The 20,407-nt window shown below is 69.2% G+C and carries 11 protein-coding genes, 1 tRNA gene and 1 pseudogene; 8 read left to right on the top strand and 5 right to left on the bottom strand.

Annotated elements, in window-relative coordinates; genetic code table 11:
* The first annotated feature begins 17 nt into the window (after positions 1-17).
* The 5 genes from B9D87_RS11575 to B9D87_RS11550 all read left to right on the top strand — a co-directional run bounded on the left by B9D87_RS11575 (position 18) and on the right by B9D87_RS11550 (position 13,784).
* Positions 18-740, top strand: a complete 723-nt coding sequence (locus B9D87_RS11575) for a DUF1906 domain-containing protein (RefSeq protein WP_007774052.1) — start codon at positions 18-20, stop codon at positions 738-740.
* 539 nt (positions 741-1,279) lie between these two features.
* The gene (locus tag B9D87_RS11565; protein ID WP_007774055.1) at positions 1,280-10,552 is read left to right on the top strand and encodes a type I polyketide synthase; all 9,273 of its coding nucleotides are present in this window, start codon (positions 1,280-1,282) and stop codon (positions 10,550-10,552) included.
* A gap of 25 nt (positions 10,553-10,577) precedes the next feature.
* Positions 10,578-10,976, top strand: coding sequence for a holo-ACP synthase AcpS (gene acpS, locus B9D87_RS11560; protein ID WP_007774057.1), 399 nt, complete (start codon positions 10,578-10,580; stop codon positions 10,974-10,976).
* A 10-nt stretch (positions 10,977-10,986) separates the two neighbouring features.
* Entirely contained in the window at positions 10,987-12,312 is a 1,326-nt protein-coding gene (locus B9D87_RS11555) for a dipeptidase (protein WP_007774058.1), read from the top strand.
* Positions 12,313-12,419: 107 nt separating this feature from the next.
* Entirely contained in the window at positions 12,420-13,784 is a 1,365-nt protein-coding gene (locus tag B9D87_RS11550) for a cytochrome P450 (protein ID WP_007774059.1), read from the top strand.
* A gap of 52 nt (positions 13,785-13,836) precedes the next feature.
* On the opposite strand, the gene bcp is transcribed toward B9D87_RS11550, so the two are convergent.
* A complete protein-coding gene (gene bcp, locus B9D87_RS11545; RefSeq protein ID WP_007774061.1) occupies positions 13,837-14,310 on the bottom strand; it encodes a thioredoxin-dependent thiol peroxidase in 474 nt (157 codons plus the stop codon).
* Positions 14,311-14,414: 104 nt separating this feature from the next.
* On the opposite strand from bcp, the gene B9D87_RS11540 reads away from it, so the two are divergent.
* Positions 14,415-14,642: a DUF3618 domain-containing protein gene (locus B9D87_RS11540; RefSeq protein ID WP_007774063.1), complete on the top strand. Its 228-nt coding sequence runs from the start codon at positions 14,415-14,417 to the stop codon at positions 14,640-14,642.
* Here B9D87_RS11540 and B9D87_RS27935 read toward each other — a convergent pair.
* The 4 genes and pseudogenes from B9D87_RS27935 to B9D87_RS11525 all read right to left on the bottom strand — a co-directional run.
* A pseudogene (locus tag B9D87_RS27935) lies at positions 14,629-14,769 on the bottom strand (hypothetical protein); the annotation flags it as partial. The gene B9D87_RS11540 and the pseudogene B9D87_RS27935 sit on opposite strands and share 14 nt — an antisense overlap.
* Positions 14,770-14,790: 21 nt before the next feature.
* Positions 14,791-15,057: a hypothetical protein gene (locus B9D87_RS11535; protein ID WP_007774066.1), complete on the bottom strand. Its 267-nt coding sequence runs from the start codon at positions 15,055-15,057 to the stop codon at positions 14,791-14,793.
* A gap of 131 nt (positions 15,058-15,188) precedes the next feature.
* Positions 15,189-15,264 (bottom strand) — tRNA-Lys (locus B9D87_RS11530).
* Between the two features lie 208 nt (positions 15,265-15,472).
* Entirely contained in the window at positions 15,473-16,711 is a 1,239-nt protein-coding gene (locus B9D87_RS11525; protein WP_007774067.1) for a GNAT family N-acetyltransferase, read from the bottom strand.
* Between the two features lie 197 nt (positions 16,712-16,908).
* On the opposite strand from B9D87_RS11525, the gene B9D87_RS11520 reads away from it, so the two are divergent.
* Positions 16,909-19,287: an MMPL family transporter gene (locus B9D87_RS11520; protein ID WP_007774069.1), complete on the top strand. Its 2,379-nt coding sequence runs from the start codon at positions 16,909-16,911 to the stop codon at positions 19,285-19,287.
* Between the two features lie 77 nt (positions 19,288-19,364).
* The gene (locus B9D87_RS11515; RefSeq protein WP_007774071.1) at positions 19,365-20,267 is read left to right on the top strand and encodes a DMT family transporter; all 903 of its coding nucleotides are present in this window, start codon (positions 19,365-19,367) and stop codon (positions 20,265-20,267) included.
* Positions 20,268-20,407 lie beyond the last annotated feature (140 nt).

The following is a 20,407-nucleotide window of genomic DNA, read 5'->3' as shown; positions in this document are numbered from 1 at the left end:
GTCGTACCCTGTGGCTTGTGTCATCCGTTTCGCGGCGCGACCTGCTCAAACTCGCGGCCGCAACCCCGGCCCTGCTGGGCCTGAGCACGACCGGAGCGTCGCTGGCCGCCGCGCCGGCGTCGGCGTCGCTCGGCACCCTGCTGGACTACGCCGCCGGCGTCATTCCGGCCAGCCAGATCCGGGCCGCGGGTGCCGTCGGGTCGATTCGGTACGTCTCGGACCGCCGCCCGGGCGGCAACTGGATGCTGGGCAAGCCGATCCAGGTTGCCGAGGCGCGCGACCTCGACAGCAACGGGCTGAAAATCGTGTCCTGCTACCAGTACGGCAAGGCCAGCACCGCCGACTGGCTGGGCGGCGCCAACGCCGGCCTGCAGCACGCGCAGCGCGGGATGCAGCTGCACGCCGCGGCGGGCGGGCCCGCCAGCGCGCCGATTTATGCCTCGATCGACGACGACCCCTCATACGAGCAGTACAAGAGCCAGGTGGCGCCCTACCTGCGTTCCTGGGAGTCGGTGATCGGCCATCAGCGCACAGGCGTGTACGGCAATTCGAAAACCATCGACTGGGCGCTGCACGACGGATTGGGCTCCTACTTCTGGCAGCACAACTGGGGCTCACCCAAGGGATACGCCCACCCGGCGGCCAACCTGCACCAGGTTGAAATCGACAAACGCAGCGTCGGAGGGGTCGGCGTGGACATCAACGAGATCCTCAAGCCCCAATTCGGTCAGTGGGCCTAGCGCCCGATGCCGCCGCCCGCCCGCGTCGGGGCGCGCACTCTTAAAAATTCCAGCAAACACTCGTTCGCTCATTTTCCGGGGGCGCGCGGGCGGGCGATCGTCGGCCGATGCCGCCGAGGGCGCCGCGACGGCGCTCCACGACCCAAAATTTTTATATAACGATTCGATAACAAGACTGCCTTGATCTGCGCAGTTATAGCTACTCGACCGTAACCACCTTCATGCAGCGGGTTTGGTAATCGGGTTCGCACCGGCGGTGAAACCGCGTGTTACCCAGGACACGGTTACCCATGCGTAGAACTCATCAGTAACCGATCAGCACGCGAAACGAGGGTCGATCCTTATGACACTCTTAGTACAGCCGATGGAGTCCGTCGCGCCGCTCAGCGCCAGCCGAGCGGTCCGCCGACAACACACCGGCGAGCCGTTTCCCGGCTGTGATTCGACGCCGAACCACGCCGCATCGACCGAACCCCGCCCGGCGGTGGTGACCGCCCGACGAACGAGACCTAAAGACGCATACAGGGGAGACAGACAAGGTGACGATCCACGAGCACGACCGGGTGTCCGCTGACCACGACGGCCAAGGCAAGGCCCCACAGGCCGGGGAGTCCCACGCCCTTGTCGACCGCCTGACGGCCGGCGAGCCCTACGCCGTGGCATTCGGCGGCCAGGGCAGCGCCTGGCTCGAGACCCTCGAAGAACTGGTGTCGTCGGCCGGCATCGAGTCCGACCTGGCAACGCTGGTCGGTGAAGCCAACCTGCTCCTCGAGCCGGTCGCCAAAGAGCTCGTGGTGGTGCGACCGATCGGCTTCGAGCCGCTGTCCTGGGTGCGTGCGCTGGCGGCCGAGGATCCGGTCCCCTCGGACAAGCACCTGACCTCGGCCGCGGTCTCGATCCCCGGCGTGCTGCTCACCCAGATCGCCGCCGTGCGGGCGCTGGCCCGCCAAGGCATGGACCTGAAGGCGACGCCCCCGGTGGCGGTCGCCGGACACTCCCAGGGTGTGCTCGCCGTCGAGGCGTTGAAGGCGGGGGGCAGCCGCGACGTCGAGCTGCTGGCGCTGGCCCAGCTGATCGGCGCGGCCGGGACCCTGGTGGCCCGCCGGCGCGGCATCTCGGTGCTCGGCGACCGCCCGCCGATGGTGTCGGTGACCAACGCCGACCCTGAACGCATCGGCCGGCTGCTCGACGAGTTCGCGCAGGACGTGCGCACCGTGCTGCCGCCCGTGTTGTCCATCCGCAACGGCCGCCGTTCGGTCGTCATCACGGGCACCCCGGAACAGCTGTCCCGCTTCGAGCTCTACTGCCAGCAGATCTCGGAGAAGGAGGAAGCCGACCGGAAGAACAAGCTGCGCGGTGGCGACGTGTTCTCGCCGGTCTTCGACCCGGTGCAGGTCGAGGTGGGCTTCCACACGCCCCGACTCGCCGATGGCATCGACATCGTCGGCGGCTGGGCCGAGAAGGTCGGCCTGGACGTCGAGCTGGCGCGGCAACTGACCGAGTCCATCCTGGTACGGCCTGTCGACTGGGTGGAGGAGATCACCCGCGTCAACGATGCCGGCGCCCGCTGGATCCTCGACCTGGGTCCCGGCGACATCCTGACCCGGCTGACCGCGCCGGTGATCCGTGGCCTCGGTGTGGGCATCGTGCCCGCGGCGACCCGCGGCGGGCAGCGCAACCTCTTCACCGTCGGCGCCGTCCCCGAGGTGGCGCGGGCCTGGTCCAGCTACGCCCCGACGCTGGTTCGCCTGCCCGACGGCAGGGTCAAGCTCTCGACGAAGTTCACCCGGCTGACCGGACGCTCGCCGATCCTGCTGGCCGGCATGACCCCCACCACCGTCGACGCCCACATCGTGGCCGCGGCGGCCAACGCCGGGCACTGGGCCGAGCTGGCCGGCGGCGGGCAGGTCACCGAGGAGATCTTCGCCGACCGCGTCGAGCAGCTGGCCGGGCTCCTGGACGACGGCCGGACCTACCAGTTCAACGCGCTGTTCCTGGACCCGTACCTGTGGAAGCTGCAGGTCGGCGGCAAACGGCTGGTGCAGAAGGCGCGTCAGTCCGGCGCGGCCATCGACGGTCTGGTGGTCAGCGCCGGCATCCCGGATCTGGAGGAGGCCGTCGAGCTGATCGAGGAGCTGGGCGAGGTCGGCATCAGCCACGTCGTCTTCAAGCCGGGCACCGTCGAGCAGATCCGCTCGGTGATCCGCATCGCGACCGAGGTGTCCACCAAGCCGGTGATCGCGCACATCGAGGGCGGCCGCGCCGGCGGTCACCACTCCTGGGAGGACCTCGACGACCTGCTGCTGGCCACCTACTCCGAATTGCGGTCGCGCTCCAACATCACCGTCTGCGTGGGCGGCGGCATCGGCACGCCGGAGCGCGCGGCCGAATACCTGTCCGGCCGCTGGGCGCAGGCCTATGGCTTCCCGCTGATGCCGATCGACGGCATCCTGGTGGGCACCGCGGCGATGGCGGCCAAGGAGGCCACCACGTCGCCGTCGGTCAAGCGGATGCTGGTCGAGACCCAGGGCACCGATCGGTGGATCGGCGCCGGAAAAGCCTCGGGCGGAATGGCTTCCAGCCGCAGCCAGCTCGGTGCGGACATCCACGAGATCGACAACAGCGCCTCGCGGTGCGGCCGCCTTCTGGACGAGGTCGCCGGTGACGCCGACGCCGTCGCGGAGCGCCGCGACGAGATCATCGCGGCGATGGCCAACACCGCCAAGCCGTACTTCGGCGACGTCGGTGAGATGACCTACTTGCAGTGGTTGCAGCGTTACGTCGAGTTGTCCATCGGGGACGGCGATTCCACCGCCGACACCGCTTCGCCGGGCAGCCCGTGGCTGGCCGACACCTGGCGGGACCGGTTCGAACAGATGCTCCAGCGGGCCGAAGCCCGTTTGCACGCACAGGATTTCGGCCCCATCGAGACGCTGTTCGACGGCTCCACCGCCGACGGCGCGCGGCTGCTGGAAAACCCTGCCGAGGCCATCGCCATCCTGCTGTCGCACTACCCCGAGGCCGAACGCGTCCAGCTGCACCCGGCCGACGTCCCGTTCTTCGTCACGCTGTGCAAACTGCTGGGCAAGCCGGTCAACTTCGTGCCGGTGATCGACAAGGACGTGCGGCGCTGGTGGCGTAGCGATTCGCTGTGGCAGGCGCACGACGCCCGCTACGACGCCGATCAGGTGTGCATCATTCCGGGCACCGCGGCCGTCGCGGGCATCACCCGGATGGACGAGCCCGTCGGTGAACTGCTGGACCGCTTCGAGCAGGCGGCCATCGACGAGGCGCTCACCGCCGGAGTGGAGCCCAAGGACGTCACGGCGCGCCGGATGGGCCGCGCCGACGTCACCGGCCCGCTGGCCGTCGTGCTCGACGCCCCCGATGTCCAGTGGGCCGGCCGCACCGCGGCCAACCCGGTGCATCGCATCGCCGAGCCCTCCGACTGGCTGGTGCACGGAGACTCTGAGGGACCCGAGAGCCGCCGCGCCACGCATTCGTCCACCGGTGCGAGGCTTCAGGTCGAGGGCGACCGCGTCGTGCTCAGTGTCCCGGTCTCGGGAACATGGATCGACATCCCATTCACGTTGCCGCCCAACACCGTTGACGGTGCCACCCCGGTGGTCTCCACCGAGGACGCCGCCACGGCCATGCGTGCGGTGCTGGCCATCGCGGCCGGCGTCGACGGGCCGGAATTCCTGCCCGCGGTCACCGACGGAACGGCCACGGTCACGGTGGACTGGGACCCCGAGCGGGTCGCCGACCACACCGGCGTCACCGCCACCTTCGGAGAACCGTTGGCGCCCAGCCTCACCACCGTGCCCGACGCGCTCGTCGGGCCGTGCTGGCCCGCGGTGTTCTCGGCGATCGGTTCGGCCGTCACCGACGCCGGCGTCCCGGTCGTCGAGGGCCTGCTGAGCCTGGTGCATCTGGACCACGCCGCCCACATGGTCGGCAAGCTCCCGACGACACTGTCGCAATTGACAATCGCCGCAACGGCTTCGGCGGCGATCGACACCGACATGGGGCGCGTCGTCCCGGTCTCGGTCGCCATCACCGACACCGACGGCCAGGCGATCGCCACTCTCGACGAGCGTTTCGCCATCCTGGGCCGCACCGGGACGGCCGAGCTGACCGACCCGGCGCGCGCGGGTGGCGCGGTCTCGGAGAACGCGACCGACACACCGCGTCGGCGCCGTCGCGACGTCACCATCACCGCGCCGGTCGACATGCGCCCGTTCGCGGTGGTCTCCGGCGACCACAACCCCATCCACACCGACCGGGCCGCGGCGCTGCTGGCCGGCCTGGAATCGCCCATCGTGCATGGCATGTGGCTGTCGGCCGCCGCCCAGCACGCGGTGACCGCCACCGATGGCCAGGCCCGCCCGCCGGCGCGGCTGATCGGCTGGACCGCGCGCTTCCTGGGCATGGTGCGTCCCGGCGACGAGGTCTCGTTCCGCGTCGACCGGGTCGGAATCGACCAGGGCGCCGAGGTTTTGGAGGTCGCGGCGAAGATCGGTTCGGATCTGGTGATGTCGGCGACGGCCCGCCTGGCGGCCCCGCACACCGTCTACGCGTTCCCCGGCCAGGGCATCCAGCACAAGGGCATGGGCATGGACGTCCGGGCCCGGTCCAAGGCCGCCCGCAAGGTGTGGGACAAAGCGGACAAGTTCACCCGCGACACCCTGGGCTTCTCGGTTCTGCACGTGGTGCGCGACAACCCGACCAGCATCATCGCCAGCGGTGTGCACTACAACCACCCCGAGGGTGTGCTGTACCTGACGCAGTTCACCCAGGTGGCGATGGCCACCGTGGCCGCGGCGCAGGTCGCCGAGATGCGCGAGCAAGGTGCCTTCGTCGAGGGTGCGATCGCCTGCGGCCACTCCGTCGGCGAGTACACCGCACTGGCCTGCGTGACCGGCATCTACGAGCTGGAAGCCTTGCTGGAGACGGTGTTTCACCGCGGATCGAAGATGCACGACATCGTGCCCCGCGACGAGCTGGGCCGGTCCAACTACCGGCTGGCCGCCATTCGGCCGTCGCAGATCGACCTGCCCGACGAGGAAGTGCCGGGATTCGTCGCCGGAATCGCCGAGAGCACGGGCGAATTCCTGGAAATCGTCAACTTCAACCTGCGCGGCTCCCAGTACGCGATCGCCGGCACGGTGCGCGGTCTGGAGGCGCTCGAGGAAGAGGTGGAGCGGCGCCGCGAGATCACCGGTGGCAAGCGCTCGTTCATCCTGGTGCCCGGTATCGACGTGCCGTTCCACTCGCGCGTGCTGCGGGTCGGCGTGGCGGAATTCCGGCGATCCCTCGACCGGGTCATGCCGCGCGACAAGGATCCCGACGTCATCATCGGCCGCTACATCCCCAACCTGGTGCCGCGGCCGTTCACCCTGGACCGCGACTTCATCCAGGAGATCCGCGACCTGGTGCCGGCCGAGCCGCTCGACCCGATCCTGGCCGACTACGACACCTGGCTTGCCGAGCGCCGCATCGAGATGGCCCGCATCGTCCTGATCGAGCTGCTGGCATGGCAATTCGCCAGCCCGGTGCGCTGGATCGAAACCCAGGACCTGCTGTTCACCGAGGAGGCAGCCGGTGGTCTGGGCGTGGAGCGGTTCGTCGAGATCGGTGTGAAGTCCGCACCGACGGTCGCGGGCCTGGCCACCAACACCCTCAAGCTGCCCGAATATGCACACAGCACAGTGGAAGTGCTCAACGCCGAGCGCGACGCGGCGGTGCTGTTCGCCACCGACACCGACCCCGAGCCGGAGCCCGACGACGAACCGGAGGCGCCCGCGGACAGTGCGCCGGCACCGGAGGCCGCGGCCGCTCCTGCGGCGCCCGCCGCCGCGCCGGCCGCGCCGTCGGGCGCGGCCCGGCCGGACGACATCGGGTTCGATGCCGCCGACGCCACGCTCGCGCTGATCGCGCTGTCGGCCAAGATGCGCATCGACCAGATCGAGGAGCTGGACTCCATCGAATCCATCACCGACGGTGCGTCCTCGCGGCGCAACCAGCTGCTGGTAGACCTGGGTTCGGAGCTGAACCTGGGCGCCATCGACGGCGCCGCCGAGGCCGACCTGGCCGGGCTGCGCGCGCAGGTGACCAAGCTGGCGCGCACCTACAAGCCTTACGGCCCAGTGCTTTCCGACGCGATCAACGACCAGCTGCGCACCGTGCTGGGGCCCTCGGGCAAGCGGCCCGGTGCCATTGCCGAGCGGGTCAAGAAGACCTGGGAGCTCGGCGAGGGCTGGGCCAAGCACGTCACGGTCGAGGTCGCGCTGGGTACCCGCGAGGGCACCAGCGTCCGGGGCGGGGCGATGGGCCACCTGCACGAGGGCGCGCTGGCCGACGCCGCCGCCGTCGACAAGGCGATCGACGCCGCGGTGGCGTCCGTCGCCGCGCGTCGTGGCATCGCGGTGGCGCTGCCGTCCTCGGGCGGTGGCGGCGGCGGGGCGACCATCGACGCCGCCGCGCTGGGCGAATTCACCGACCAGATCACCGGTCGCGACGGCGTGCTGGCCTCGGCCGCGCGCCTGGTGCTCAACCAGCTGGGACTGGACGACCCGGTCAGCGTTTCGCCGGCGGCCACCGATGCCGAGCTCATCGACCTGGTGACCACCGAACTCGGCGCCGACTGGCCGCGCCTGGTGGCGCCGGTGTTCGAGCCGAAGAAGGCCGTGCTGTTCGACGACCGGTGGGCCAGCGCCCGCGAAGACCTGGTCAAGCTCTGGCTGACCGATGAGGGCGACATCGACGCCCGCTGGGTGGAGCTGTCCGAAAGGTTCGAGGGCGCAGGCCATGTCGTGGCCACGCAGGCCACCTGGTGGCAGGGCAAGGCGCTGGCGGCGGGCCGACAGATTCACGCGTCGCTGTACGGGCGGATCGCGGCGGGCGCCGAGAACCCCGACCCCGGTCCCTACAGTCACGAAGTCGCGGTGGTGACGGGCGCTTCCAAGGGCTCGATCGCCGCGTCGGTCGTCGGGCGGTTGCTCGACGGCGGCGCCACCGTCATCGCTACCACGTCCAAGCTCGACGACGAGCGCCTGGCGTTCTACCGCGGGCTCTACCGCGACCACGCCCGATTCGGCGCGGCGCTGTGGGTGGTCGCGGCCAACATGGCGTCCTACTCCGACATCGACGCGCTGGTCGAGTGGGTGGGCACCGAGCAGTCCGAAAGCCTTGGGCCGCAATCGATTCACATCAAGGATGCGCAGACCCCGACGCTGTTGTTCCCGTTCGCGGCCCCGCGCGTCGCGGGCGACCTGTCCGAGGCCGGCTCCCGCTCCGAGATGGAGATGAAGGTGCTGCTGTGGGCGGTGCAGCGGCTGATCGGCGGGCTGTCGAAGATCGGCGCCGAGCGCGACATCGCGTCGCGGCTGCACGTGGTGCTGCCGGGCTCGCCGAACCGCGGAATGTTCGGCGGTGACGGCGCTTACGGCGAAGCCAAGTCGGCGCTGGACGCCCTGGTGAGCCGCTGGCACGCCGAGTCGTCGTGGGCGTCCCGGGTCAGCCTGGCGCACGCGCTGATCGGGTGGACCCGCGGCACCGGGCTGATGGGCCACAACGACGCCATCGTGGATGCGGTCGAGGAGGCCGGCGTCACCACGTACTCGACCGACGAGATGGCGGCAATGTTGCTGTCGCTCTGCGACATCGAGTCCAAGGTGGCCGCGGCCGGTGCGCCGATCAAGGCGGACCTGACCGGCGGGCTAGGCGAGGCCAACCTCGACATGGCCGAGCTGGCCGCCAAGGCCCGCGAGCAGGCCACCTCGGCATCGGGCGAGGACGCCGAAGCTCCGGCAGCCGACGGCACCATCGCCGCCCTGCCGTCCCCACCGCGCGGCTTCACCCCGGCGCCCCCGCCGGAATGGGCGGACCTCGACGTCGACCCGGCCGACCTGGTGGTCATCGTCGGAGGCGCGGAACTCGGCCCCTACGGGTCGTCGCGGACCCGCTTCGAGATGGAGGTCGACAACGAACTGTCGGCCGCCGGCGTGTTGGAGCTGGCCTGGACCACCGGCCTGATCCGCTGGGAGGACGACCCCCAACCCGGTTGGTACGACACGCAATCCGGTGATCTGGTCGACGAGTCCGAGCTGGTCGAGCGCTACCACGACACCGTCGTCGAGCGCTGCGGCATCCGCGAGTTCGTCGACGACGGCGCGATCGACCCCGATCACGCGTCGCCGCTGCTGGTGTCGGTGTTCCTGGACAAGGACTTCGCGTTCGTGGTGTCCTCGGAGGCCGACGCGCGCGCCTTCGTCGAGTTCGACCCCGAGCACACGATCATCCGGCCGGTGCCCGACTCCAGTGACTGGCAGGTCATCCGCAAGGCGGGCACCGAGATTCGGGTGCCGCGCAAGACCAAGCTGTCGCGCACCGTCGGCGCGCAGATCCCGACCGGGTTCGACCCGACCGTGTTCGGCATCAGCCAGGACATGGCCAGCTCGACCGACCGGGTGGCGCTGTGGAACATCGTCGCGACCGTCGACGCGTTCCTGTCGTCGGGATTCACCCCGGCCGAGCTGATGCGGTGGGTGCACCCGGGCCTGGTGGCCAGCACGCAGGGCACCGGCATGGGCGGCATGACGTCGATGCAGACGATGTATCACGGCAACCTGCTCGGCCGGAACAAGCCGAACGACATCCTGCAGGAGGTCCTGCCGAACGTCGTTGCCGCGCACGTCATTCAGAGCTACGTCGGCAGCTACGGCGCGATGATCCACCCGGTGGGCGCGTGCGCGACCGCGGCGGTGTCGGTCGAGGAGGGCGTCGACAAGATCCGTCTCGGCAAGGCCGAGCTGGTGGTCGCCGGCGGGTTCGACGACCTGACGCTGGAAGCCATCATCGGCTTCGGTGACATGGCGGCCACCGCCGACACGTCCATGATGCGTGGTCGCGGCATCCACGACTCGAAGTTCTCCCGGCCCAACGATCGGCGCCGGCTCGGATTCCTCGAGGCCCAGGGCGGCGGCACCATCCTGCTGGCGCGCGGCGACCTGGCGCTGAAGATGGGTCTGCCGGTGCTGGCCGTGGTGGCCTACGCGCAGTCGTTCGCCGACGGCGTGCACACGTCGATCCCGGCGCCGGGGCTGGGCGCGCTGGGCGCCGGCCGCGGCGGCAAGGATTCGGCGCTGGCCCGGTCGCTGGGCAAGCTCGGTGTGGGCGCCGACGACATCGCGGTGATCTCCAAGCACGACACGTCGACCCTGGCCAACGATCCCAACGAGACCGAACTGCACGAGCGGCTCGCCGACTCGCTCGGCCGCTCCGAGGGCGCGCCGCTGTTCGTGGTGTCGCAGAAGAGTCTCACCGGGCACGCCAAGGGCGGCGCGGCGGTCTTCCAGATGATGGGCCTGTGCCAGATGCTGCGCGACGGGGTGATCCCGCCCAACCGCAGCCTGGATTGCGTCGACGACGAGCTGGCCGGCTCGGCCCACTTCGTGTGGGTGCGCGAGACGCTGCGGCTCGGGGAGAAGTTCCCGCTCAAGGCCGGCTTGGTGACCAGCCTTGGCTTCGGCCATGTTTCGGGGCTGGTGGCGCTGGTACACCCGCAGGCGTTCGTCGCGGCGCTCGACCCGCAGCAGCGCGCGGACTACCAGCGGCGCGCGGATGCGCGGCTGCTGGCCGGACAGCGGCGGCTGGCATCGGCGATCGCCGGTGGCGCACCGATGTACGAGCGGCCGCCGAACCGCCGCTTCGACCATGACCAGTCGGAGAAGCGTCAGGAGGCGGCGATGCTGCTGAACCCGGACTCGCGGCTGGGTGACGGCGAGGCCTACCAGGTCTCCGCCGGATGACGTCGGTCCGTTAGCCTGGCGACCCATGGGAATTGTCGGTGTGGGGATCGATCTCGTCTCCATCCCTGATTTCGCCGAGCAGGTCGACCAGCCGGGCACCGTCTTCTCCGAGACGTTCACCCCGGGGGAGCGCCGCGACGCGTCGGACAAGAGCTCGTCGGCGGCACGTCACCTGGCGGCCCGCTGGGCCGCCAAGGAGGCCGTGATCAAGGCCTGGTCCGGATCGCGGTTCGCCCAGCGGCCGGTGCTGCCGGAGGACATCCACCGCGACATCGAGGTGGTCACCGACATGTGGGGCCGCCCGCGGGTTCGGCTGAGCGGCGACATCGCCAAACACCTGGCCGACGTGATCATTCACGTGTCGCTGACGCACGAGGGCGATACCGCCGCCGCGGTGGCGATCCTGGAGACGACGGCCGACTAGCCTCGATCCCATGAGCGATCTGGTTGAGCGCGTCCGTGAGCTGCTGCCGTCGGTGCGCCGCGATCTGGAAGACCTGGTGCGCGTCGAATCGGTGTGGGCCGACCCCGGCCGCCGCGACGAGGTACACCGCAGCGCGCGGGCGGTCGCGGACCTGTTGTCGCAGGCCGGTTTCGGCGACGTGCAGATCGTCAGCGAAGGCGGAGCGCCGGCGGTCATCGCGCGCCACCCCGCGCCGGACGGCGCGCCGACCGTGCTGCTCTACGCCCACCACGATGTGCAGCCCGAGGGCGACCGCAGCCAATGGGTGTCGCCGCCCTTCGAGCCCACCGAGCGCGACGGCCGGCTCTACGGGCGCGGCAGTGCCGACGACAAAGCCGGCATCGCAACGCATTTGGCGGCATTTCGGGCGCACGGCGGGCGCCCGCCGGTGGGCGTCACGGTGTTCGTCGAGGGGGAAGAGGAATCCGGATCGCCGTCCCTGGGCCGGCTGCTGGCCGCCCACCGCGACGCGCTGGCCGCCGACGTGATCGTCATCGCCGACTCGGACAATTGGAGCACCGACATCCCGGCGCTGACGGTCACGCTGCGCGGCCTGGTCGACTGCGTGGTCGAAGTCGCCACGCTGGACCACGGCCTGCACTCCGGCATCTGGGGTGGCGTGGTGCCCGACGCGCTGAGCGTCCTGGTGCGGCTGCTGGCCAGCCTGCACGACGACGACGGGAACGTGGCCGTCGCCGGTCTGCACGAAAGCACTGCCGCCGCAGTCGATTACCCGCCCGAGCGGGTGCGGGCCGACTCCGGCCTGCTGGACGGTGTGTCCGAAATCGGTTCGGGCTCCGCGCCGCAGCGGCTGTGGGCCAAACCCGCCATCACCGTGATCGGCATCGACACCACCCCCATCGAGAAGGCGTCCAACACGCTGATCCCGCGGGCCCGCGCCAAGGTCAGCATGCGCGTCGCGCCCGGCGGCGACGCGACCGCACACCTGGACGCGTTGACCGCGCACCTGCAACAGCATGCGCCGTGGGGTGCGCACGTCAGCGTCACCCGCGGCGACATCGGCGAGCCCTACGCGATCGACGCCACCGGCAGCGTCTACGACGCCGCGCGCGCCGCGTTCCGGCAGGCGTGGGGGGTCGACGCGATCGACATGGGCATGGGCGGGTCGATTCCGTTCATCGCCGAGTTCGCCGAGGCCTTCCCGGAGGCGAAGATCCTCGTCACCGGAGTCGAGGACCCGGCGACGCAGGCCCACAGCGTCAACGAGAGCCTGCACCTGGGCGTGCTGGAACGCGCGGCGATCAGCGAGGCGCTGCTGCTGGCCAACCTGGGCTAGGCGGCTGGGGCAACCCGCGAAACTCGACCCCGGATTGCCTTTGTAGACGGACCGTCTCGTCGCATACTGCTTCTAGATGCAGCCACTCGTCCGCAGGAGACGCCACCGTGAGCACGGAAAACACCCTGACCGGAGATGCCGGCAAGATCCACCGTTACCACTTTGACCGTCACACCCCCGAGTACCGCGAACGGTTCACCGAGATCACGCAGGACATGCATGCCAGGTGTCCGGTGGCGTGGACCGACACCTACGACGGGCATTGGGTGGCCGCGGGTAATCGGGAAGTCTTCGAGCTCGCTCGCTGCCCGCAGGTGTCCAACGACCACGACGTGACCGGCGAAGGCACCGGCTACAAGGGCATCACGATTCCCACGCTCCCGCAGGGCACCGGGGTCCGCGGCGGCATGCTCGAGATGGACGAACCCGAGCACTCCGCCTACCGCAGCATCCTCAACCCCTACCTGTCGCCGGCGGCCGTCAGGCGCTGGAAGCCGTTTGTCGACGAGATCGTGCGGGCCAGCATCGACGAGAAAATCGAAGCGGGACGGATCGACTTCGTCGACGATCTCGCGAACGTCGTGCCCGCGGTCCTGACCCTGGCGATCATGGGCGTTCCTCTCAAGAAGTGGCAGCTGTATTGCGAGCCGGCCCACGCCAACGTCTACACCCCCGCCGATTCCCCGGATGCCCCAAGGGTTTTGGAGCAGACGATGGCGATGGTAGCGGACCTGTTCAACCACCTGCTCGAGATCCGCGGGAACCCCCGCCCCGGGATAGTGGACGCGTTGGCAAGGCTGCAGATCGACGGCGAGCCCGCGCCCGACGCCGAACTGCTCGGGATGCTCAGCTTGATCATCGGCGGTGGTTTCGACACGACGACGGCGCTGACCGCGCACGCCCTCGAATGGCTGGGCGAAAATCCCGAGCAGCGTGAACTGCTGAGGCGGGAATCGGAAACGCTGCTCGACTCGGCGACCGAGGAGTTCCTGCGCTACTTCACGCCCGCGCCCGGCGACGGCCGCACCATCGCCGCCGACCTCGAAATAGCGGGCACGCGGTTCAAGGAGGGCGATCGCCTGTGGCTGTCCTGGGCGATGGCCAACCGCGACCCGTCAGTGTTTCCCGATCCGAATCGAGTGGACCTGAGCCGAAAGAACAACCGGCACTTCAGCTTCGGGCTCGGTATCCACCGCTGCATCGGCTCCAACGTCGCGCGCGTCGTGTTCAAGTCGATGCTCACGGCGGTGCTCGACCGGATGCCCGACTACCGCTGCGACCCCGAGGGCACCGTGCACTACCCGACGATCGGCGTGATCCAGGGCATGCAGCACCTTCCGGCCACGTTCACGCCCGGCAAGCGGCTCGGACCGGGGATCGACGAGACGCTGGAGAAGCTGCAGCGGGTCTGCGACGAGCAGGGGATCGCGCGGCCCATCACCGAGTACACCGAGGCCGCCGTCATCGGCTAGACCGGATGGTGGCGACCCGCTGCGCCCGGCTCCGCCGCGCTTGCGATCGCCCCTAGACGGACAGGTCGCGGCGCAGCTTGGCGACGTGGCCGGTCGCCTTCACGTTGTACTGGGCGACAGCGATCTTGCCCTTCTCGTCGACCACGAACGTCGAGCGGATGACGCCGGTGACCGTCTTGCCATACATCTGCTTTTCCCCGTAGGCGCCATAGGCGGCCAAAACCTTGCGTTCGGGGTCGGACAGCAGCGGGAACGTCAGCTTCTCGGCGTCGCGGAACTTGGCCAGCTTCTCCGGCTTGTCGGGGGAGATCCCGATGACGTCGAGGCCGGCTTCGTTGAGCTCGGCCAGGCTGTCCCGAAAGTCGCACGCCTGCTTGGTGCAGCCCGGTGTCGAGGCGGCCGGGTAGAAGTACACGACGACGCGACGCCCCTTGTAGTCGGCCAGGGATACCTTGTTGCCGTCGGCGTCGGGCAGGCTGAAGGAGGGCGCTTTGTCGCCCGGTGCAAGCCGCGTGGTCTCGGTCAAGGTAAGTCCCTTTCTGTTCACCGGAGCGTTGGGGTTACCGCCAGCTGATCTAGGGTAGTTCGGGCAGGTACATGAGCCGGATAGTGGGCGACTTGGAGGACACAGTGGCGGACCGGGACCCCGAAGCCATCAAGCAGGACATCGACGTCGCCCGTGACCAGCTGGCGGCCACCGTCGACTCGCTTGCCGAGCGGGCCAACCCTCGGCGCCTCGCCGACGACCTCAAGGTCCGAGTGATCGGTTTCGTGCAGAAGCCGGTGGTGCTGGCGTCGTTGGCCGGGGTCGGGGCCCTCGTCGTGGTGGTGGCGGTGCGCCGGGTCAGGAATCGATGACGCGGCCGGCCTGCACGTACACCGGAATGTCGTCGGCCCAGGGCTGGTTGGTGGCCATGTCGTCGACCTCGCAATAACCGGGCTCGAACCCGCACCGCTGCTGCAGCGCCTCGATCAGGCGCTCTGAGCGTGGCGGCGGCGGTCCGGCTTACTCCCAGCCGGGCGGGTCGTTCTCGGCCATGTAGGCCTCCCACGCGGCGCGCCGCATGGCCCGGGTGTGCAGGTCCTGACAGATCGCCTGCGCCTCGGCGGCCGTGCCGGCCCGGCCCAGGTCGTGGTGCACGAAGCCGTCATCGACGCGCTCGGCGCGGAAGCCGCCGGTCGAGACGGCGTGGACTCGGTACTCGCTGCGGTCGTCGATGTTGGCGTGGAAGTGGCCCTCGTAAGGTTCGATCCACTTCAGCTCAGTTTTCACAAGTCCCCTTTGGAGAACCCCGCCGCGGGGGCGATGGGGCTCGCGGGGGAGGCAAGGATTTCTCGGAGATCGCTAACCATCGGCCGAGCCCCCATCGAGTGGAGAAGCCACCGAATAACCATTCGGTGGGCTGGTGCGCCGTCAGGGTTTCGAACCCCGGACCCGCTGATTAAGAGTCAGCTGCTCTACCAACTGAGCTAACGGCGCTTGTGGTCGGCCGAGACCGCGTAGGCGACAATAACAGGCGTTGCGCCATGGAGTGAAATCCCGACCTCGCTCCAGGATAGCCGCCGGGAGCCGCGCAAGCGTTTGAGCGTTCGAGCTCGCCGGGGTCGGCCATCGGTCTTCCGTCCTCGGCGTTTCGGCACGCGGATTTGCATACTGGTGGAAGCTGGTGTTGCGCAACATCTCCCGTTCACAGCACCGTGCCGCAAAAGGGCGCGCGGTCGGTGCTGAAGGCGGCGTCCAGCTCGCCCAGAGCTCCCCGGCGCACCTCGGTGACGCGGTTGGCGCGGGCCAGCTGGGAGGCCCGGTGCGCCCCCATGTAGATGGTGGCCAAGTCGGCCAGCCCGATCTCGATGTCGGGGGATCCGTCGTGGGGCGCGCACTTGCCGGTGCCGTCGCGGATCTGCAACTGGAAGCGCCCACCAGCCAGCCCGAGCGGGTCTGTGACTTCCAGCACGATGTCGGCGTCGGCGGCGTAGGTCCGGGCCCCGAGGGTTTCGGGGACGTCGTTGATGCGCACCCACAGGAAGTCACTCACGCCCTTGGTTTCCGCGGCGCGCTGGTCGACGAGTTTGAGCGGCAGCGGATCGTCGGGGGGCAGGTCGATCTCTATGCGATAGAACATCTCCAACACCAGGAGCGTCTGCAGCAGCTCGGTGTGCGCCTCATCGGTGATGGGGCAGAAGTCTTCGACGACCACCGTCCCGAGGGGCGGCCGGAACGCATGCTGCTGTGAGCCGACCACCCGGTAGGTCAAGAAGCCGTCCGGGTGAATGGTGTAATGCAACGCAGATCCGTTGCCGCGCTGGGTCGGTCGGTCCTCCAGATAGTCGGCCCACCACGCGTCGTCCCGGGATATCGCGCCATTGGTTGCGGCACACCATCGTTCGTAGAGCTCGGGCAGGTGCAGTCGCGCCTCGGCGGCGTTGACCTCGCGCGCGCGGATCTGGCCGGGCTTGTCGCGCAACTTGGCGAAACGGCGGTCGATGGCGTAGGTGTGGCTGTAGCTCGACACGCCCGCGCCGAAACCGTCGTACATCGCGGTCTGCGTCGGCACGCCGCACACGATCGGATAGCCGCGGTCCAGCAATATGCCAAGTCCTTTGGCGCTGAGCTGCGCCCAGAGTCCCTCGCCCTGATGCGTTGACGCAACGGCGATCATCGTCAGCCACGCGACCCGCAGATTGGCGCCGCCCGGCACGGTGAGCCGCGAGCGGTAAATGATGGACGTTCCCACCAGATTCGGATTCTCCGGATCGGAGACGTCCTCGGCAATGAGGATGTCCTCGATGCTGACTCGGCGTTTCCACGCCTCGAGGTCTTCGGGTCCCACCGGGTCGCCGAATGTCCGGGCCTGATTTTCAAAGACCGCCTGCCAGTCGTCTTCGGTGGGATGCCGGATATTCGTGCCGCCGTCCGTGTCGTCCATTGCACATCCAATCTGGTTGTAGCTCAGGCAAACCGGCACTGCGCACCCCAAATACGAGAACAGAGTGCGCTGTTAGGTTCGATACCCGAGTGCCCGAGCGTCAAACCTCGATCCGAACATCGCCACCAAAACGCGCTGGTGTGAGCAATTCCATACCGGGCGGGTCAACCGGCGCGGTTTCGGGTAGGCGATACGCCATGCTGCAAGTAATCACCCGGCTTGCCATCGCCGCACCGCGCCGCATCATCGCGATCGCCGTGCTGGTGTTGCTGGGCGCCGCGATCTTCGGGCTGCCGGTGGTCAGCGGCCTTTCCGGCGGGGGATTCCAGGACCCCACCTCGGAGTCATCGCGGGCGACCAGCACGCTGCGCGACAAGTTCAACCAGACCGACCAGCAGATGCTGATCGTGGTCACGTCCCCGGCCGGCGCCCGCGGTGAGCAGGCCCGGCGAGTCGGCACCGAGATCGCCGACCAGCTGAAACGTTCGCCGTGGGTGCTGAACGTGTCGTCGGCGTGGACGTCGCCGGCGGCGGCCGCGGCGCAGCTGATCAGCAAGGACGACAAGTCCGGGATGATCGTGGCCGGCCTCAAGGGCGGCGAGAACGACGCGCAGAAATACGCCAGCACCCTGACCAAGGACCTGGTGCACGACCGCGACGGCGTCACCGTGCGCGCCGGCGGCATGGCCGTGGCGTATGCGCAGATCAACGACCAGAACCAGCGCGACCTGCTGTTGATGGAATCCATCGCGGTTCCGCTGAGCTTCGCGGTGCTGGTGTGGGTGCTCGGCGGCGTCGTGGCCGCGGCGATGCCGATCGTCTTGGGCGCGTTGGCCATCGTGTGCACCATGTCGGTGTTGCGGCTGATCAGCTTCGCCACCGACGTGTCCACGTACGCCCTGGACCTCAGCATCGCGATGGGCCTCGCCCTGGCGATCGACTACAACCTGCTGATCATCACCCGCTACCGCGAGGAGCTGGCCCGCACCGAGGTCCGGAACCAGGAGCTGATGCGGACGCTGGCCCGCTACCAGGCGCTGATGCGGACCATGGCCACCGCGGGCAGGACGGTGTTGTTCTCCGCCACCACGGTCGGGTTGTCGATGGCGGTGATGGCGCTGTTCCCGATGTACTTCCTGAAGTCGTCCGCCTACACCATCGTGGCCACCGCGGCGATCGTCGCGGTGGCGACCGTGGTCGTCACCCCGGCCGCAATCGTGTTGCTGGGGCCCCGGTTGGACACGATGGACGCGCGCCGCGTGATGCACCGCATCCTGCACGGGCAGCGGCCGTTCCGCGATCATGCGCACAAGCCGCTCGTGGCGCAGTTCTGGTACCGCTCGACGAAATTCGTCCTGCGCCGAGCCATGCCGGTCGGGCTGAGCGTCGTCGCCCTACTGCTGTTGCTGGGGGTGCCGTTCCTGGGCGTGAAGTGGGGCTTTCCCGACGAGCGCGTGCTTCCTCGATCGGCGTCGGCCCGCCAGGTGGCCGACATGCTGGACCATGACTTCGCCAACGGGCTGGGGACCTCGGTGTCCGTCGTCGTCCCCGACGCCCACGGCGTAACCCCCGGTGACCTGCAGCGCTACGCCGCCGAGTTGTCCCGCGTGCCCGACGTCTCGGGGGTGACCGCGCCGACCGGGACGTTCGTGGCCGGGAACCGGGTGGGGCCGCCCGCCGCGCCCACCGGCCTGGCCAACGGCAGCGCATTCCTCACCGTGGACAGCACGGCCCCGCTGTATTCGCAGGCCTCGAACACCCAGCTCGACCGACTGCATCAGGTCGGGGGGCCGGCCGGACGGTCGGTGCAGATGACCGGCCTGGCGCAGATCAACCGCGACAGCGTCGACGCGATCACCACGCGACTGCCGCTGGTGTTCGGGCTGATCGCCCTGATCACCTTCGCGCTGCTGTTCTTGCTCACCGGCAGCGTGGTGCTGCCGGTGCAGGCGCTGGTATGCAACGTGCTGTCGCTTACGGCCGCATTCGGGGCGATGGTGTGGATCTTCCAGGACGGCCACTTGGGCGCGCTGGGAACCACGCCCAACGGCACACTCAACGCCAACATCCCAGTGTTGTTGTTCTGCATCGCTTTTGGGTTGGCCATGGACTACGAGGTGTTCCTGGTCTCGCGCATCCACGAGTACTGGCAGGCCTCGCAAGCCGTGCGGGAGACGCCGCCGACCCCGGCCGAGGCGCGTGCGGCCACCGACGAGAGCACGGCGCTGGGCATCGCCGGCATCGGCCGGGTGGTCACCACCGCCGCGGTGGTGATGTCGATTTCGTTCGCCGCATTGATTCCGGCGCACGTGTCATTCATGCGAATGCTCGGCCTGGGCCTGACGCTGGGCGTGCTCGTCGACGCCACGCTGGTACGAATGGTCTTGGTGCCGGCCTTCATTCACCTGCTTGGCCGCTGGACATGGTGGGCTCCCCGGTGGTCGGCGCTGTTGCGGAACCGGTCCGCGACGGGGGAGGACGAGGCGGTCGCGGTGGGCCGGCGCCGCTGGGCCGCGGACGCACCGAGGATGCCCACCAGAAGGTGGCCCAGCCGAGCGGCGTCCGGGCGAAGCTGACGTTGTGAGAAATGCTGTAGCACAACAACTTTCATACCCATAGGCTTACTCAGCCGGATATCGATGGAGAAACCCTGATGGCTCACGCGAATGTCGCCGCACTGCTGGCGTTGAGCTCCGCGCTGTGCGTGGCGAGCGGCGACGTCCTGCAGCAGCGTGCGGCGCACTGCATCGCTGACCGATCGGTGGGCCCCGTTGAATTGTTCGCCGGCCTGCTGCGCAATCGGCGGTGGTGGTGGGGCGCACTGCTTTTGGTGGCGAGCATCGCGCTGCAGGCCGCGGCGCTGGGTCAGGGTTCGGTGCTGATGGTGCAGGCGCTGCTGATGTCCTCGGTGCTGTTCGCGCTGCCCATCAACGCCTGGTTTTCGCACCGCAGGGTGGCCGGCGGCGAATGGGTGTGGGCCGCGTTGTTGACGGCCGCGGTGATCGTCGTCGTGGTCGTCGGCAACCCGGAGGCCGGTCATGCGGGCGCCTCCCTGCGCACCTGGGCCGCCGTGGCCGCCGTTCTCGGGCCGCTGCTGGTCGGCTGCGTGGTCGCCGGCCGGATCCGGGGCGGCGCGGTGGCCGCGGCGCTGTTCGCCTTCGCGTCGGGTGCGCTGTGGGGCGTCTTCGCGGTGCTCGCCAAGCAGGTGGTCGCCCGGCTGGGCGACGGCGCCGGCGCGCTGACCCGGACCCCGGAGCTGTACGCGTGCATTCTGGTCGCGGTGGGGGGCGTCGCGTGGAGCCAGGCTGCGTTTCGGGCGGGTCCGCTGACCGCCTCGATGCCGACCCTGCAGATGTCGCAGCCCGTGGTCGCCGCGGTGCTCGGCGTCGTGGTGCTCGGCGAGACGCTGAACACGGGTCGCGCCGGGATGATCGCCCTGGTGGCGGCCGCGCTGGTGATGACGGCGGCCATCGTCAAACTCGCGCGCGTCGAGGCCGTCAGCACCCGCGACAGCGTCGAGGCACAGCTGCGCGACGAGGTCGGCTCGCCGGCCTGATCCGCCCCGGGTGGGGCCCGTCGCCGGCCTGAATGACGAATTCATTGCGGTGGTGACACCGATCGGCAGCCCCGCCTCGCAAGCGCGTGGGCGTGTCGGCAAAAGCCATTAGAATGCCTGCAGCTACCTCGCTGGTCAGC

Source organism: Mycobacterium colombiense CECT 3035, from assembly GCF_002105755.1.
In the GTDB taxonomy this organism is placed as follows: domain Bacteria; phylum Actinomycetota; class Actinomycetes; order Mycobacteriales; family Mycobacteriaceae; genus Mycobacterium; species Mycobacterium colombiense.
The sequence above is the reverse complement of the archived record's forward strand: the minus strand, read 5'-3'. Positions and strand labels throughout refer to the sequence as shown.

Bases quoted from the DNA above. Each gene is read 5' to 3' on its own strand.
- acpS (WP_007774057.1), top strand. From the start codon at position 10,578: ATGGGAATTGTCGGTGTGGGGATCGATCTCGTCTCCATCCCTGATTTC.
- B9D87_RS11555 (WP_007774058.1), top strand. From the start codon at position 10,987: ATGAGCGATCTGGTTGAGCGCGTCCGTGAGCTGCTGCCGTCGGTGCGC.
- B9D87_RS11525 (WP_007774067.1), bottom strand. From the start codon at position 16,711: ATGGACGACACGGACGGCGGCACGAATATCCGGCATCCCACCGAAGAC.
- B9D87_RS11520 (WP_007774069.1), top strand. From the start codon at position 16,909: ATGCTGCAAGTAATCACCCGGCTTGCCATCGCCGCACCGCGCCGCATC.
- B9D87_RS11515 (WP_007774071.1), top strand. From the start codon at position 19,365: ATGGCTCACGCGAATGTCGCCGCACTGCTGGCGTTGAGCTCCGCGCTG.